The 15,319-nt window shown below is 41.6% G+C and carries 20 protein-coding genes; 15 read left to right on the top strand and 5 right to left on the bottom strand.

Features of this window, described 5'->3' with window-relative positions; all coding sequences use genetic code 11:
• The first annotated feature begins 57 nt into the window (after nt 1-57).
• On the top strand, nt 58-330 hold the full coding sequence (locus tag ACFX4I_RS21090; RefSeq protein ID WP_228467335.1) for a transcriptional regulator SplA domain-containing protein: 273 nt from the start codon (nt 58-60) through the stop codon (nt 328-330).
• A gap of 108 nt (nt 331-438) precedes the next feature.
• On the opposite strand, the gene ACFX4I_RS21085 is transcribed toward ACFX4I_RS21090, so the two are convergent.
• The 3 genes from ACFX4I_RS21085 to ACFX4I_RS21075 all read right to left on the bottom strand — a co-directional run bounded on the left by ACFX4I_RS21085 (nt 439) and on the right by ACFX4I_RS21075 (nt 1,374).
• The gene (locus ACFX4I_RS21085; RefSeq protein WP_377422802.1) at nt 439-624 is read right to left on the bottom strand and encodes a hypothetical protein; all 186 of its coding nucleotides are present in this window, start codon (nt 622-624) and stop codon (nt 439-441) included.
• 31 nt (nt 625-655) lie between these two features.
• On the bottom strand, nt 656-802 hold the full coding sequence (locus tag ACFX4I_RS21080) for a hypothetical protein (RefSeq protein ID WP_377422800.1): 147 nt from the start codon (nt 800-802) through the stop codon (nt 656-658).
• 122 nt (nt 803-924) lie between these two features.
• Nucleotides 925-1,374, bottom strand: coding sequence for a DinB family protein (locus tag ACFX4I_RS21075; protein WP_377422798.1), 450 nt, complete (start codon nt 1,372-1,374; stop codon nt 925-927).
• Nucleotides 1,375-1,712: 338 nt separating this feature from the next.
• Here ACFX4I_RS21075 and ACFX4I_RS21070 point away from each other — a divergent pair, with 338 nt between their 5' ends.
• The 10 genes from ACFX4I_RS21070 (at nt 1,713) to ACFX4I_RS21025 (ending at nt 8,517) form a co-directional block, all read left to right on the top strand.
• Nucleotides 1,713-2,015: an urease subunit gamma gene (locus ACFX4I_RS21070; RefSeq protein ID WP_230300966.1), complete on the top strand. Its 303-nt coding sequence runs from the start codon at nt 1,713-1,715 to the stop codon at nt 2,013-2,015.
• Nucleotides 2,016-2,029: 14 nt separating this feature from the next.
• Nucleotides 2,030-2,344, top strand: coding sequence for an urease subunit beta (locus ACFX4I_RS21065; RefSeq protein WP_230300965.1), 315 nt, complete (start codon nt 2,030-2,032; stop codon nt 2,342-2,344).
• A 4-nt stretch (nt 2,345-2,348) separates the two neighbouring features.
• Nucleotides 2,349-4,058, top strand: a complete 1,710-nt coding sequence (ureC, locus tag ACFX4I_RS21060; RefSeq protein WP_230300964.1) for an urease subunit alpha — start codon at nt 2,349-2,351, stop codon at nt 4,056-4,058.
• Nucleotides 4,059-4,067: 9 nt separating this feature from the next.
• Nucleotides 4,068-4,514 (top strand): urease accessory protein UreE, encoded by a 447-nt coding sequence (gene ureE, locus ACFX4I_RS21055; RefSeq protein WP_230300963.1) that lies wholly within the window; start codon nt 4,068-4,070, stop codon nt 4,512-4,514.
• A complete protein-coding gene (locus ACFX4I_RS21050; protein ID WP_377422794.1) occupies nt 4,507-5,193 on the top strand; it encodes an urease accessory protein UreF in 687 nt (228 codons plus the stop codon). Before ureE ends, ACFX4I_RS21050 begins: the two co-directional genes overlap by 8 nt.
• Nucleotides 5,194-5,242: 49 nt before the next feature.
• A complete protein-coding gene (ureG, locus tag ACFX4I_RS21045; RefSeq protein WP_230301000.1) occupies nt 5,243-5,860 on the top strand; it encodes an urease accessory protein UreG in 618 nt (205 codons plus the stop codon).
• Nucleotides 5,857-6,672, top strand: a complete 816-nt coding sequence (locus tag ACFX4I_RS21040; protein WP_377422789.1) for an urease accessory protein UreD — start codon at nt 5,857-5,859, stop codon at nt 6,670-6,672. Before ureG ends, ACFX4I_RS21040 begins: the two co-directional genes overlap by 4 nt.
• A 22-nt stretch (nt 6,673-6,694) precedes the next feature.
• On the top strand, nt 6,695-7,339 hold the full coding sequence (locus ACFX4I_RS21035; protein ID WP_230300960.1) for an urease accessory protein UreH domain-containing protein: 645 nt from the start codon (nt 6,695-6,697) through the stop codon (nt 7,337-7,339).
• Between the two features lie 169 nt (nt 7,340-7,508).
• Nucleotides 7,509-7,907 (top strand): hypothetical protein, encoded by a 399-nt coding sequence (locus ACFX4I_RS21030; protein WP_377422786.1) that lies wholly within the window; start codon nt 7,509-7,511, stop codon nt 7,905-7,907.
• Nucleotides 7,908-8,034: 127 nt separating this feature from the next.
• Entirely contained in the window at nt 8,035-8,517 is a 483-nt protein-coding gene (locus ACFX4I_RS21025) for an HIT family protein (RefSeq protein ID WP_377422784.1), read from the top strand.
• 123 nt (nt 8,518-8,640) lie between these two features.
• Here the strand turns inward: ACFX4I_RS21025 and ACFX4I_RS21020 are convergent, their stop codons facing one another.
• The gene (locus ACFX4I_RS21020; protein ID WP_230300957.1) at nt 8,641-9,519 is read right to left on the bottom strand and encodes a dimethylarginine dimethylaminohydrolase family protein; all 879 of its coding nucleotides are present in this window, start codon (nt 9,517-9,519) and stop codon (nt 8,641-8,643) included.
• Nucleotides 9,520-9,852: 333 nt separating this feature from the next.
• Between ACFX4I_RS21020 and ACFX4I_RS21015 the strand changes: the two genes are divergently transcribed.
• Together ACFX4I_RS21015 and ACFX4I_RS21010 are read left to right on the top strand one after the other, a co-directional pair.
• A complete protein-coding gene (locus ACFX4I_RS21015; RefSeq protein ID WP_377422782.1) occupies nt 9,853-11,469 on the top strand; it encodes a long-chain fatty acid--CoA ligase in 1,617 nt (538 codons plus the stop codon).
• Nucleotides 11,470-11,568: 99 nt separating this feature from the next.
• A complete protein-coding gene (locus ACFX4I_RS21010; RefSeq protein WP_377422829.1) occupies nt 11,569-12,360 on the top strand; it encodes an enoyl-CoA hydratase in 792 nt (263 codons plus the stop codon).
• 98 nt (nt 12,361-12,458) lie between these two features.
• Here the strand turns inward: ACFX4I_RS21010 and ACFX4I_RS21005 are convergent, their stop codons facing one another.
• On the bottom strand, nt 12,459-12,647 hold the full coding sequence (locus ACFX4I_RS21005; RefSeq protein WP_377422780.1) for a YhzD family protein: 189 nt from the start codon (nt 12,645-12,647) through the stop codon (nt 12,459-12,461).
• Between the two features lie 333 nt (nt 12,648-12,980).
• On the opposite strand from ACFX4I_RS21005, the gene cysK reads away from it, so the two are divergent.
• Together cysK and ACFX4I_RS20995 are read left to right on the top strand one after the other, a co-directional pair.
• Nucleotides 12,981-13,904, top strand: coding sequence for a cysteine synthase A (gene cysK / locus ACFX4I_RS21000; protein ID WP_377422778.1), 924 nt, complete (start codon nt 12,981-12,983; stop codon nt 13,902-13,904).
• 112 nt (nt 13,905-14,016) lie between these two features.
• Entirely contained in the window at nt 14,017-15,300 is a 1,284-nt protein-coding gene (locus ACFX4I_RS20995; RefSeq protein ID WP_377422776.1) for a metallophosphoesterase family protein, read from the top strand.
• Nucleotides 15,301-15,319 lie beyond the last annotated feature (19 nt).

Here is a 15,319-nt window from a genome sequence, read left to right as displayed (position 1 = left end):
TGTTTTATTTCATAAATAATTATAAACTTCTTTCCATAAACTAAAGGAAAATCAGTAATGGAAAGGAAGAATTCAATGGGTGTAATCAATGCAAAAGAAGTGCAAGTCGGTGATGAGGTGTTTGTGATTTATAATAATCCCCATGTTCCTACCGTTTCGAATATAAGGGCAGCGGAAATTGTTCCGCATCCCAAAGATCCCAATGCAGTTGCCTTGTTCCTGAACGATACATTTCATACGATTGAGGATGATGATGCTTTGTTCACTTCGGAAGCCGCAGCGGAAAAAGCATACAGTGATTATATGTATAACCAGGACCAGATGACTTGAAGAGGCGTTTACTTCGCTTTACGGAAAGAGTATGAACAGATGAAAGCCCTCGCTTAAAAAGCGGGGGCTCCTTTTGATTATTAAATCGGAGCATCAAGCAAAAGTAGCTTAGCATCGAATGGACCCATAAAAAGCATCCAAACTCAGGAGTGAAAGCTCTGAATTCACGAGTAAAAGCTCGAAATTCACGAGTAAAAGCACGAAACTCACGAGTATTTGCTCAAAACTCACGAGTAAAAGCACGAAACTCACGAGTATTTGCTCCAAACTCACGAGTAAAAACACGAAATTCACGAGTAACGCTCAACGAGTAAACGCACGAAATTCACGAGTAACGCTCAAACTCACGAGTAAAAGCACGAAACTCACGAGTATTTGCTCCAAACTCACGAATAACGCTCAAACTCACGAGTAAAAGCACGAAACTCACGAGTATTTGCTCCAAACTCACGAGTAAAAGCACGAAATTCACGAGTAAAAGCACCCATACTCACATGTCAGAGGCCATTAGTGTTAATACAGCATATTTGACTGGTAAATTAAAAAACTGCCACTCCTTTTTTAAAGAAAAACAGAGTGACAGGTATGGCTTAACTAGTTATTGGATTGTATAAAGAGTTTCATTGCGTGAATTTGTCCAATATGATTGGCTTCGTGGAGCACTACAAAATTAATGAATTCCCCCACTGTTTCCATTCCGTTGAAAGGCTTTGCTGTTTTTTCTGTCAATCGTTCTTCCGGAATTTCAAGAAGTCGATCAAGTTGCTCATGCAGCTGTTTCTTTAATAATTCAACGGTAGGTACGTCCCCGGTCCAATCTGCTGGTTTTGAACCATATCCGAATAGTTGGCTGTAATTCGCTGGCAATTCACTGTTGGATTTCAATAAAAAATTTTCGGCTGCAGTAAGGATATGTCCAAGGTGCCAATGGATTGTATTATTAAAACCTTCAGGCTGTACATCCATAAACTCTGGATTGATTCCCTCGATTTCTTTTAAAAGATTGCTGCGCATGACCGTTAGCTGATTTTTTACATAATTCATTTTACATTCCCCTTTCAATCTTGTTTTTCTAAACGCTATCTCATGAAATTATAACAAGGAGAATTCAATATTATCAAATTTTAGATAATCCGTTTCGAAAAGGGAAACGATTACCAATTTAAAATTATTTTCATGTTAAGGGTTGAAATTGTCAGAAGATTTATTATAATTAAAATGATGGTAATTAATGTAACATTATTGCGTAAGATTAAATCACAAATTGTGAACCGATAATGGGAATTAAGAGGAAAGATGTAAAAAAATGAAATGGTTGTAACGGGACTTATGGAAAGTACTTTGAACATTTTGCAGTATAGTTTGGCAAAAGGAGAGAGGGTATGCGTTTAACAGCAAGAGAACAGGAAAAGTTAATGGTTGTAGTGGCGGCAGATTTGGCAAGAAGGCGAAAAGAACGCGGCTTGAAATTGAACTATCCGGAATCCATTGCCTTGATTACCTATGAAATCGTGGAAGGGGCCAGGGATGGGAAGTCAGTATCGGAACTAATGCAATTTGGCAGGACGATTCTTACAAGTGAAGATGTTATGGATGGTATCCCTGGGATTATTCATGATATTCAAGTCGAGGCGACATTTCCGGACGGTACAAAGCTTGTGACTGTTCATAATCCGATTCAGTAAGGAGTGGGGAAGCCATGATACCAGGTGAATATATCTTGAAAAAAGAACCGGTCTTATGTAACGAGGGAAAGATTTCAACGGTCATGACTGTCATCAACAGGGGGGACCGTCCGATACAGATTGGCTCACACTTTCACTTTTATGAAGTTAATCCTGGACTGGAGTTCACTCGTGAGGATGCTTTTGGGAAAAGGCTGAACATTCCTGCCGGTACAGCTGTCCGTTTTGAGCCGGGCGATGCGAAGGAAATTGAACTGATCCCATTCAGCGGCAAGAGGGAAGTTTTTGGATTGAGCAATAAAACGAATGGTCCGCTTGATAAGGAGTGAAAATATGAGTCATGAAATGTCACGTAAACAATATGCCGACATGTTTGGTCCAACAACAGGAGATTTGATTAGATTGGCAGATACCGAGCTTTTCATAGAAGTGGAAAAGGATTTTACAAAGTACGGGGATGAAGTGAAATTTGGCGGGGGGAAAGTGATCCGTGATGGTATGGGGCAACATCCAACCGCTTCAAGAGATGAGGTGATGGATCTTGTTTTCACCAACGCGATCATCATAGATTACACCGGCATTTATAAAGCGGATATCGGAGTGAAGGATGGAAATATTTCAGCTATCGGAAAAGCGGGAAATCCCCTATTGATGGATGGTGTGACAATGGTTATAGGAGCCGCTACGGAAATAATTGCAGCTGAAGGAAAGATCGTTACGGCTGGAGGCATTGACGCCCACATCCACTTCATTGCCCCGCAGCAAATCGAGACTGCACTTTCAAGCGGGATCACGACAATGATCGGCGGGGGAACCGGACCTGCAACGGGAACGAACGCCACGACGTGTACTCCGGGTGCTTGGAATATACATAAAATGCTCGAAGCGGCAGATCATTTCCCAATGAACCTCGGTTTTTTGGGGAAAGGCAATTCCTCGTCCAAAGAACCGCTTGCTGAGCAAATAGAAGCTGGTGCGATCGGGCTGAAATTACATGAAGATTGGGGAACGACGGCTGCAGCTATCAATACAAGTTTAATGGTGGCAGATGAATACGATGTTCAAGTGGCGATACATTCAGACACGCTTAATGAAGGTGGTTTTGTCGAGGATACGATAAATGCGATCGACGGCCGTGTCATTCATACCTATCATACCGAAGGAGCGGGCGGGGGGCATGCCCCTGATATCATCAAGGCAGCTAGTTATCCCAATATTCTTCCGTCCTCGACGAACCCTACCCGTCCATACACGATCAATACGTTGGAAGAACATTTAGATATGCTGATGGTATGCCATCATTTGGATCCATCCGTTCCGGAAGATATCGCTTTTGCCGATTCCCGGATAAGAAAAGAGACGATTGCCGCCGAAGACATTCTGCATGATCTGGGCGTCTTTAGCATGATTAGCTCCGATTCCCAAGCGATGGGGCGTGTAGGTGAAGTTATACTGCGGACATGGCAGACGGCCGACAAGATGAAAAAGCAGCGTGGGAAAATGATGGAGGAGGCAGGGGAAGGGGACAATTTCCGCGTTAAGCGTTATGTTGCCAAATATACGATAAATCCTGCGATCACACATGGAATCTCTGATATCGTCGGATCTGTGGAAGAGGGAAAATTCGCGGACTTGGTGCTATGGGATCCTGCTTTTTTCGGTGTTAAACCCGACTTGATCCTAAAAGGGGGGATGATTGCACACAGTATAATGGGGGATCCAAATGCCTCGATTCCAACGCCTCAACCCGTGTTATACCGCCCGATGTTCGCAAGTTTTGGAAAGGCTGTTGCAAGTACATCGATTACGTTCCTATCAAAAGCGTCATATGAAGCGGGTATTCATGATGACCTGGGTTTGCAAAAAATAGTGAAGACTGTCTCGAACATTCGCAATCTTACAAAAAAAGATATGAAGTTAAACGGGGAGACCCCCGTCATAGAAGTAGATCCGCAAACATATGAAGTGACGGTGGATGGTGATTTAATTACGTGTGAGCCAGCGGAAATCCTGCCGATGGCGCAACGATACTTTTTATTCTGAGGTGATAGCATGATAGTTGAAGAAGTTTTGGGAAATATAGAGTTTATTGAAAAAAAAGCGAAACATATGGAAAAGGTTTATCTGGAAAGCGATTCATTAAGAAAACGGATACTAAGGGTTAAAACGGATCATGGAAATGAAATTGGGATTCGCCTTAAAGAAAATAAGGATTTGATGGATGGGGACATCATTTATATGGATGAAAATAATATGATCGTGATCCATACGATAGATGACGATATTTTGACGATCTTGCCTACAACCCTAGGGCAAATGGGCGATATAGCGCATCAATTGGGGAATCGCCACTTACCTGCCCAATTTGATGGGGATGAAATGCTTGTTCAATATGATTACCTGGTGGAAGAGCTTTTATTGGAACTGGAAATACCGTTTCGCCGTGAAAAGAGAAAGGTGAAGCAGGCATTCCGTCATATCGGCCATTCACATGATTGAACGTTTGTTTCCGTTGATCCAGCTTTGTGATTCCAATTTTCCATCTGGGTCGTTCTCCCATTCATTCGGGATGGAGACATACGTTCAAGAAGGGAAAATACATGATGCTGCCTCTTTAAAGGAATTTTTGAAGGTATACATTTCAAAATCCTTAACCTATTCAGATGGATTGGGGTGCCGGATTGCTTATGAATTGATTAGAAGTCATAGGATTGAAGGGATATGGGATTTGGATGAGAAGCTTTATGCTGCCTGTTCCGCCCGGGAATCCAGAGAAGCTTCCAAAAGAATAGGGCAGCAGATTGCTAAACTATGCTCAAACTTATACCCATCCAAAGAATTATCGGCATACTTGAAGAAAATCCAAGGAAAACAATGCTATGGACATCCGGCGATTGTATTTGCGCTTGTTTGTACCGAACTGAACCTTACCGTAGAAATGGCCATTCATGCTTGTTTGTATGCAGCCGTATCTTCGCTGATCCAAAATGCAGTAAGAGGAATTCCTCTGGGTCAGACAGCGGGACAAACCTTGTTATTATGGACGCATGAGGAAATCCAGACTGCAGCGGCATTCATTAAGGGGCTTCCGGAGGATGAACTCGGACGGACATTGCCGGGGTTGGAAATCGCACAAATGAGACATGAGCAATTACATGTAAGACTATTTATGAGTTAACCAGAAAAGAGGTGACAGGTTTGCCCCATATGGAGGTAAATCGATAATGATGAAACAAGTAGTCAAAATAGGAGTAGGTGGCCCGGTTGGTGCCGGAAAAACGATGCTTGTCGAGAAGCTGACGAGGGTAATGGAAAATGACTTCAGCATGGCAGTCGTAACGAATGATATATATACAAAGGAAGATGCGTTGTTTTTAATGAAAAATGGTGTACTTCCTGAAAATAGGATCATCGGCGTAGAAACTGGCGGCTGTCCGCATACAGCGATACGTGAGGACGCTTCGATGAATTTTGCAGCCATTGATGAATTGATGGAACTCCACCCGGAACTGGATTTGATTTTTGTGGAAAGCGGCGGTGATAATTTAGCGGCGACCTTCAGTCCTGAACTCGTTGACTTTTCGATCTATATCATTGATGTCGCACAAGGGGAGAAAATCCCCCGCAAAGGTGGCCAGGGAATGATTAAATCGGATCTATTCATCATTAATAAAACGGACTTGGCCCCTTATGTAGGAGCAAGCCTGGAAGTGATGGAGAGGGATACATTATCGACCCGAGGGGATAAACCCTTCTTTTTTACTAACTTAAAAGACGAAAAGGGTTTGACTGATGTCGTGAACTGGATAAAGTCAGAGGCATTTCTAGTAGGTCTTGAGCAGTGAGGTGGACAGGCAGCATACGCTTAAAAGCGGTACTGAAAAATGATCGAACGATACTGAGTGATACTTATTATGACGGGGCATTCAAATTGTCCCCCCCTGTGTTTCTTGATGAACTTTCACCTACCTATTTTCTCATTCATGTTGGAGGCGGCTATGTAGGTGGTGACAGGTACCATCAGCTTTTTTGTTTGGAAGAAGGGGCTACAATGACATTGACGACACAGTCGGCAACAAAGATATACAAAACGATGGATGAGCCGGCACTTCAGAGAACCGAGCTAGTTTTAAAAAAGGGGAGTTTCCTTACCTATGTGCAGGACCCTGTAATTGCCTATGAATCCGCTCGATATATTCAGGATACGACGATCCATATGGAATGCGGAGCGGGATTGTTGCTGACTGATATATTTACACCGGGATGGTCGGAGAGTAGGACTGCCTTTACATATGATTGGATTCGGTCCAAAATGAACGTGTTTCATGATGGGAAAAGACTGATAATGGACCACTTGCTTCTGAATCCTTCAGATGAGATGGACTCTGTACTCTTATTGGAAGGATATAGTCATTTCGGCTCGTTATTATTGATACATGAAGAGGTGGATGGGGAAGTCATGGCCGAACTCGATGAAATGCTATCCCCGTTAATAAGCAAAGTTAGAATTGGTTTTTCTCGGCTGCCAATAAATGGTTTAATGCTGCGGGTATTGGCAAATCAAACTCAACAGATAGAAAAGGTATTTTCCGTTTGTGAGGATCTCTTCCGAAGGAGGGTCCTGCGGGAGGGTGCAATTTTTTATCGAAAATATTAAGAAAAGGTAAAGGCGGGGGTTCATGGAAATGAGTTTATTGCTGGTTTTAGCGATTGGGTTTGTATTAGGCATCAAACATGCTTTGGAACCCGATCATATCATCGCAGTTTCTACGATTGCGAGCCAAAGTAAGAAAATATGGAAATCTTCACTTGCAGGCGTATTTTGGGGAATCGGCCATACACTTACTCTTTTATTATTCGGTGTCATCCTGATCCTTTTGAAAAACGAAATTCCGGAAGCTTGGGCTATGTCATTGGAATTTCTTGTAGGAATCATGTTGGTATATTTAGGTATCACGACGGTTTTTTCTTGGAAGCAAACGCAGCAGCATGACCATACAGGCCGGGCTGCCTATCTGAAATCGATGGTAGTGGGAATTGTCCATGGACTTGCAGGCAGTGCTGCAATGGTCCTTCTTACTATGAGTACGATAGAGACAGCGTGGCAGGGAGCGATTTACATTATCATATTTGGTGTAGGTACTTGTATAGGCATGCTTATGTTCACGACGATTTTAAGCATCCCCTTTGTCACAAGTTCTTCTTCCAAAAAAGTCAATCGTTCACTCATTCGATTGACAGGTGTGATAAGTATGGTTTTCGGAATCTATTATATGTACAATCTGGGCATCAACGAGGAACTATTTTCTGTTTGGTTTGGTTGAATGCCGGACATATGCCCAAGGGATACAGGGGTCATGAACTCTTAAGCCAAAAGCTTGAGGGTTTTTTGCTGTTAATTAATTGACAAACATTTCTATTACTCTTTTGTGTGGACTAGTATAATGAGAATATATTGGATAATTAATCCATCAGGGTGTGAGGAGATGACATATGATGAAAAGGAAACAGCTGCTTGTTGCACTTGGCCTATTATCAATAACGTTAGCTTCAGGTTGTACAACAAAGCAAGAACATATTTCCGTCCAAAAATATGAAGGTAAAAACTACAAATTTGAAGCATATAAAGAAAAGATAGAATTGGAGAAAACAGATAAAACAAAAGAAATAGTAAAGAATGCTGATTGGGAAGAATTCGCATTGGAGAAAGATCATCCTAAGGCGGACTTCATCTTTTATTTTAATGATGAAAAAAGCGAAGGTAAAATAGCTGTATATTATGTTTGGGTTAATACTGATGGAAATATTGTAGAATTGACGAAGGATGAACATAGCCAGTATGCACAGTTAAATAGAAAGGATTCTGAAACTATATTAAGACTTCTGCATTAATGAAAAGGAGGAGAAAGGAAAGACCTGTACTTTCAAAAATATCCAGACAAGCATTTTTTTATTGCATTTAGAATTCACATGTGAACGAGTAGCCAGCTTTTTATGGGGTAATCTTTTGGAGGGGCTTATGAAAATTACTTTATCTAATGGAAAAATGGTGGAAGTTGAATGTTTAAGCTGTGCTTTGACAAGTGGGGAAGCAGAAGCCGAGGGTGGTGTAATAGTCGAATCTGAATATTTTCATGCTCACCAAGATGTTGCATACCCCATTGAAGGTTTAGTGATTTTAGCATCTAAACGCCATATTAAGTGCTTTGATGAATTAAATGAACGAGAAAAGGGTGATTACATAAACTTATTAACCAGGATAAGAAAAGCTCAAAGGGAAGTATTGGGGGTAAAACACGTTTATTATTTTTACAATGAGGATACTTCCCACCATTTTCATACTTGGATGGTTCCTCGATATGAATGGATGTACGAGTTTGGACGTTCGGTGGAATCAGTTAGACCGGTTTTGCTGCATGCAAGAAACAGCTTGAATGATGTTGGAAATTTAAAAAGTGTAATGGATGGAATCGAGGCATTAAAAAAAGAATTAAACCGTTAATCCTTCCTGTTCAAAAGAAACAGATGCGTAATTTCCATTTAAAAATCTAATGTTTGAGAACAAAATGTTTAAAAAAGGCGAAAGAAACCGGACTTCCATACAAGTCCGGTTTCTTTCATCTGCTCAGGCTGAATCAGTCTTCTTATTCGTTGTCCTCAATAGTGGCATGGTGCAACAACGGAAAGAACCACCGGACTTGATGATTTCGCTTATATCGACTTCAATGACTTCGTATCCGCGTTCACGAAGCTGACTATTTACCTGTTTATTACATGGTAGACTGAATAATTTTTTATTCCCAATCGAAAGCACGTTGGTTCCTAATGTGAATTGTTCTTCTTTAGTCACTTCTATCATGTCATAACGTGAAGCTAATAAATCCATCTCTTTTTTTGTAAAGGACTCTGGAAAAATAAGCGCCTCTGTCGGTGATATGATATTGAAAACACAATCTAAATGAAGGAATGTTTCAATGAAAGGAACCGCGATGATATCGTATTCCGGTAAAAGGGTTTGAAGATGCTTGACGGATGTTTCATCCGTTCTTTCACTGATTCCAATATAGATGGTCTTTCCGTCAATAAGGACATCCCCGCCCTCAATATGATTTTTGAGGAGGTTGAAATATGAGATACCATTCGTTTCGAGCCAGGATTTCAATATTTGTTCTTCACCCTGTCTGATACCTGTTGCCAATTCAGCAACGCATACGGTATTGCCAAGAGTAAAACCGATATCCCTCGTGAAAACTTGTTCTGGATATGTAAATTGTGGCGGAAGTTTTATGACTTCAATCCCTTCATGTTCAAGAGCCTTTATAAATTGGGCGTGCTGCTTCAAAGCAAGTGCCTGATCGATATTTTCTTCTTGAAACTCTTTTTGAGTTTCGTTAATGATCTCCCGGATTTCCATATAACGTGGTTCACAGACGATCACCCGTGATAGCTTTGAATATTCACTCGCGCAATAAGCTTCCAGTTCTTCGTTTATTTTGTTTACCATAAATGAGCTCCCTCTAAATATAATTATATCTTTACTATTTCCTCTTTTTTCTAGAAAGAAACATAAAAAATATGTCATGGAACTGCACCGCTAAATTTGGATGGTTTGGATCCTTTCAATTCGAAGAAGGTTCTGCTTAAAAAAAACGTTCCAGTTGTTTTCAGAAATCCGCTCCCTTTCCGAATCCCCTCTTTGTCGCCAAACTGATTTAAAAATTCCATCTAGATAAAGCCGGATTCAAAATCATCGTAAATGGCGCCTAGGGAAAAAGGATTATTTTTTTTCTGGTCGAATATATAATGAGCATGCTTTTAATATAAGGGGGAGATTGTAATGATGGATACTCCATTGATCATGACTCAAATCATTGAGAGAGCTGAAAAATATTTTCCGAAGAAAGAGGTAGTTTCGCGTACGGATGGTGGAATTCACACATTTACATATGCTGAAATTGCTGAGCGTACAAGAAGGCTGACCAGTAATCTTGAAAAATTCGGTATTCAAACAGGTGACCGTATTGGAACACTTGCCTGGAACCATCATCGGCATTTAGAAGCTTATTTTGCGATTCCTTGTCATGGTGCTGTCCTACATACAATCAATATGCGTCTGTCTCCTCAACATGTTTCTTATATCGTCAATAGTGCGGAGGATCGATTATTATTGATAGACCCGGATGTCATCCCCCTTTTGGAAGCAATTAAAGATGAGTTAACGACAGTGGAAGGTTATATCATAATGACGGATAAAGATGAGCTGCCTGAAACGACGCTTTCACCTATTTACCATTATGAAAAATTATTAGCCGAAGGGAATCCGAAACAGCCATTTATTCAAACCTTGGATGAAAATGCACCTGCCGGCATATGTTATACTTCCGCCACGACCGGGCATCCAAAAGGTGTGGTTTATTCACATCGCGGAATTTTGTTGCATGCGATTGCACTGGGACTTGCCGATTCTACAGCATTAAGCGAACGTGATGTGGCACTTCCTGTCGTGCCCATGTTTCATGTGAATGCCTGGGGCATGCCTTTTGCCAGTGTTTGGTTTGGAACGAAGATGGTTTTGCCGGGACCTTATTTCACCCCAAAGATTTTGGCTGAGCTAATAGAAACGGAGAAGGTTACAATCGCAGCAGGGGTCCCGACGATATGGCTGGGCTTATTGAAGGAGCTAGAAGAAGGCAGCCATGATACGAGCAGCATTCGTGCTGTTTTATGCGGAGGGTCGGCTGCTCCGAAAAGCATGATTAAAACCTTTGAACAAAAGTATGGGATACCATTCCTGCATGCCTATGGAATGACTGAAACAAGCCCGCTCGTATTTGTATCCAAACCAAAAAGCTATCAGGAAGATCTCCCTGAAGAAGAACTTTATGAGTTGAAGGCCAAGCAGGGCCTTGTTTCACCAATGATAGAAATTAAAGTGATCGGTCAGGATGGCGAAGTGAAACCTGATGGAAAAGAAATGGGCGAATTGCTGATCAGGGGTCCTTGGATAGCGAATGAGTATTTTAAGGATGAGCGGTCAGAGGATACGTTTAAAGATGGCTGGCTGTATACGGGGGATGTTGTCACGATTGATGAAGAAGGATTCGTGAAAATCGTCGACCGGACCAAGGACTTGATAAAAAGCGGGGGTGAGTGGATTTCTTCCGTAGATATAGAGAATGCATTAATGGCCCATGAAGCAATCTTTGAGGCGGCGGTAATTGCAGTGCCTCACGAAAAATGGCAGGAACGGCCGATTGCCTGTGTTGTTTTGAAGGACACATACAAGGGTCAAGTGTCCCAGGAGGATATCATCGAATTTTTAAAACCGCAGTTTGCAAAATGGTGGCTGCCCGATGAAGTGGTCTTTTTGGATGAAATCCCTAAAACGGGTGTTGGGAAGTTCTTGAAAAGGGCATTGCGTGATCAGCTTCACGATAAATATATCAATAAATAATGCTATATTTGTTTAATTATAACTTTTCGACCTATTCAGTTAATGGAAGAAAAATATATAATAGAGTAATAGAACGAAAGAGGAGGAAATAAATTGAGTATTGAATCGACATCACCTGCTGGCACTGTTTTAATCACATATTCGGACAGGACGGCTACTGTTGCCATGAACCGTCCAGAGGCCATGAATGCCTTAAATCCGAAAATGCTGCATGATTTCATTAATGCCCTTAAGGAAGTAAGTGAGAATGATGAAGTGGACGTCGTCCTTTTAAAAGGGAATGGGAAAGCATTTTCCGCGGGTGGTGACATTAAGATGATGCTCTCGCCTGGAAAAGAAAGCGCTTTCGATGAACTGATGGATGGAATCAGTGAATTGGTGACCACTCTATACTTCATGCCTAAATTGACCATCAGTGCCATTCATGGTGCAGCTGCAGGGCTTGGGTTGAGTATAGCTCTTGCAACCGATCACCTTATTGCCGATTCGGACAGTAAGGTCGCGATGAATTTTATCGGGATTGGATTAATCCCTGATGGCGGCGGACACTTTTTCCTTGAACGCCGTCTTGGTGAAGTGGGTGCGAAAGAATTGATCTGGGAAGGCAAAGTGCTTACAGCGCTTGAAGCAAAAGAAAAGGGCCTCATTCATGAAGTGGCAGAAGGAACGTTGGAACATGCGGTAGAGAAGAAAGTGCAATCATGGCTGCAAAGCCCGGTTCAGGCCATGATTAAAACGAAAAAGATCCTTAGTGAAAAAAATCGCCCACTATTAATTAAGATCCTTGAGATTGAAAAAGCTGCTCAGATGAAAATGCGCCAAACAGCGGACCACCAAGAGGGAATAAAAGCTTTCGTGGAAAAAAGAAAACCGAACTTCATCGGAAAATGAATGAGAAAGGCCGTCACGTAAATGTGACGGCCTTTCTATATAGAATAAAAAGGAATAAATGGAAAACCTTTTTCTTTTGATTGCGCTTCCATTTCCAATCAGCGATGAAAAAGCAATAACGCGCCTGAAGGTGATGTACAGCGATGTGTTTGATCTTGATAGTTTTTTTCCTTTAATAGATTTTGTCCCAATTCTTTTGCTTGTTCATCATTCTCGGCTGTAAATGATTCATCCAATAGTTTCTTCCCTGAGGGTTCAAAAACGGTTAATTTGTATATTTTGCTCATTTTCAAAAACTCCCTTGTCAATAATAATGCTGTCTTTTATCTAGATAGGTACTGTTATAAAAATTTTATCATTATCTGTCAATTTTGACTATTGTTATGTGTGGGGGAATGTATTAAGACAGGGAATATTGATAAGTAGCTGAATATCTTGAAAAATGATGGAAAATAACTAAATCGAAGTAATTTCATGGTTTCTTCCTTTATGTTTGGAAAGAATGAAAACAAAACCTATTTATACTAGAGGAATTCTCTCTTTAAAATGAAAAATCATAAATGATATAATAAACCTGAGTAAAAGGTAGGAAGTGTATGGATCGAAGGGAGATTTTTTGAATGACGGTAAAAATCGTTAATAATATCACTGAATTGATAGGAGATACACCTGTTGTAAGGATTAATCATTTAACAGCGGCGGGTGACGCTGAAGTATTTGTGAAACTTGAATATTTCAATCCGAGCCGCAGCGTAAAAGATCGGGCTGCCTTCAACTTAATTAGGCAGGCTGAATTGGATGGTATCATTCAATCCGGGGCCACGATCATAGAACCAACATCAGGGAATACAGGAATTGGGCTTGCTATGAATGCCGCGGCAAAGGGGTATCGTGCCATTATGGTCATGCCGGATAATATGTCGAAAGAAAGAATCAATATCTTAAAGGCATACGGAGCGGAAGTTGTCCTCACCCCTGCATCAGAGCGTATGCCTGGAGCCATTCGTAAAGCTGAACTACTTGCCGCAGAGATTCCTAATAGCTTTATTCCGCAGCAATTCGAAAACCAAGCCAATCCTGATATTCACAGAGTGACGACAGCAGTCGAGATTCTGGATCAGATGGATGGAAACCTGGATGTGTTTGTCGCTACTGCTGGAACGGGAGGAACGATAACCGGTACAGGTGAAGCCTTAAAAGAACATCTGCCGGAGTTAAAGGTTGTCGTTGTCGAGCCTAAGGGTTCCCCAGTTCTTTCCGGCGGAAAGCCTGGTCCTCATAAGTTAGTGGGTACGAGCCCTGGTTTTATCCCCAACATTTTAAATACAGAGGTATTTGATGAAATCGTTCAAGCGGCCGATGAAGATGCGATTTCCACCATGAAGGATTTGGCTTCGAAGGAAGGTATATTGATTGGACCTTCAGGAGGTGCCTCTGTCTGGACAGCCCTGCAGGAAGCCCGTCGTCTTGGAAGTGGCAAACGAGTATTATGCATTGCACCGGATAATGGTGAACGATATTTAAGTATGGATATTTTTAAATGAAAAAAAAGACCGAATGCCGTGCATGAAACAATGTTCACGCCATTCGGTCTTTTTCCTATTGAATTTGCCCATACTGGAATAACCAGGTACCAAATGCCGGATTAAAATAATAATGTATGGGAAAGTATGTTCTGTACGTGTTAAAATTAAATGTGAAATGTTGAAAGAAATCGAGGTGATACTTTTGAGCGGTGTGAAGTTCATTCATGCGGCGGATCTCCATTTAGATAGTCCCTTTTCAGGGTTGAAGGATATGCCGTCATCTATATTAAAGGAATTAAGGGACAGTCCGTTTAAAGCTTTTAAAACTATCATTAATGAAGCAATTTCCCATCAGGTTGACTTTATCGTGTTATCGGGGGATCTATTTGATGGGGAAAATCGGAGTCTCCGGACACAGGTCCGCTTTCGAGCCGAATTGGAAAAGCTCCAGCAGCATCAGATACCTGCTTATATCATTCATGGTAACCATGATCATCTCAGCGGCTCATGGATTACTGTGGAGCTGCCGGATAATGTCCACGTATTTTCAGGAAAAACCGAAGTGAAACGGTTTGAAAAAATCGATGGGACGACTGTCCACCTTTATGGATTCAGTTATCCACGCCGTCACGTAAGGGAGAGAATGATTGAAACCTACATAAAAGCTGAAGGGGCCGATTATCATATAGGTCTGCTTCATGGGAATTTGGAAGGCAATTCCGAACATAGCCCATACGCCCCTTTTTCATTGAAGGAACTAGCTGCTAAAGATTTCGATTACTGGGCATTAGGCCATATTCATAAACATCAGGTAGTATCAGAAGATCCGCTAGTGATATACCCAGGAAATATTCAAAGCAGGAACAGAAAGGAGTCTGGAGTTAAAGGGTGCTTGCTTGTCGAATTCGACGGGGACATGAAGCGTCATTCTTTTATTGAAACCTCTGAGGTGATATGGGAAAGCGAAACAATTGAAATATCTGCGGAAGGCGGATTCGATGCCCTGTTCAAGCAATGCAAGGCAGTAATTGAACAGAAGAGTTTCGATGGGAGAAGCTTTCTTTTGGAATTGAAGCTGGATGCAGGTGACGCAGCAGGCCCTTCCGGGGATTATCTTGAAGAATTGACCCGGATCTTGCAGGAAGAGGACCAAGGGGAACCATTTATCTGGGTGTATAAAATCAAAGTCATCCGGTCCATGCCGATGATTAGGTCAAATGAAAGAATATCGCCCTTTATGGCTGAGGTATCGATGCTTGCATCTGAATTTGATGATACGGATGCTGCTCTGGCCCCGCTTTATATTCATCCGGGAGCAAGAAGGTTTCTTGATTCAATAGAGCCGGAAGAGCAGAGGGAACTTTTGGATGAAGCGGAAAGATGGCTTTTGCAAGTTTTTGAAGCGAATAAATGAATGTAGGGAGGAGGAACGG

The sequence above is a fragment of the Peribacillus sp. YIM B13472 genome, from assembly GCF_042788005.1.
Taxonomy (GTDB): Bacteria; Bacillota; Bacilli; order Bacillales; family DSM-1321; genus Peribacillus; species Peribacillus simplex_E.
The sequence above is the reverse complement of the archived record's forward strand: the minus strand, read 5'-3'. Positions and strand labels throughout refer to the sequence as shown.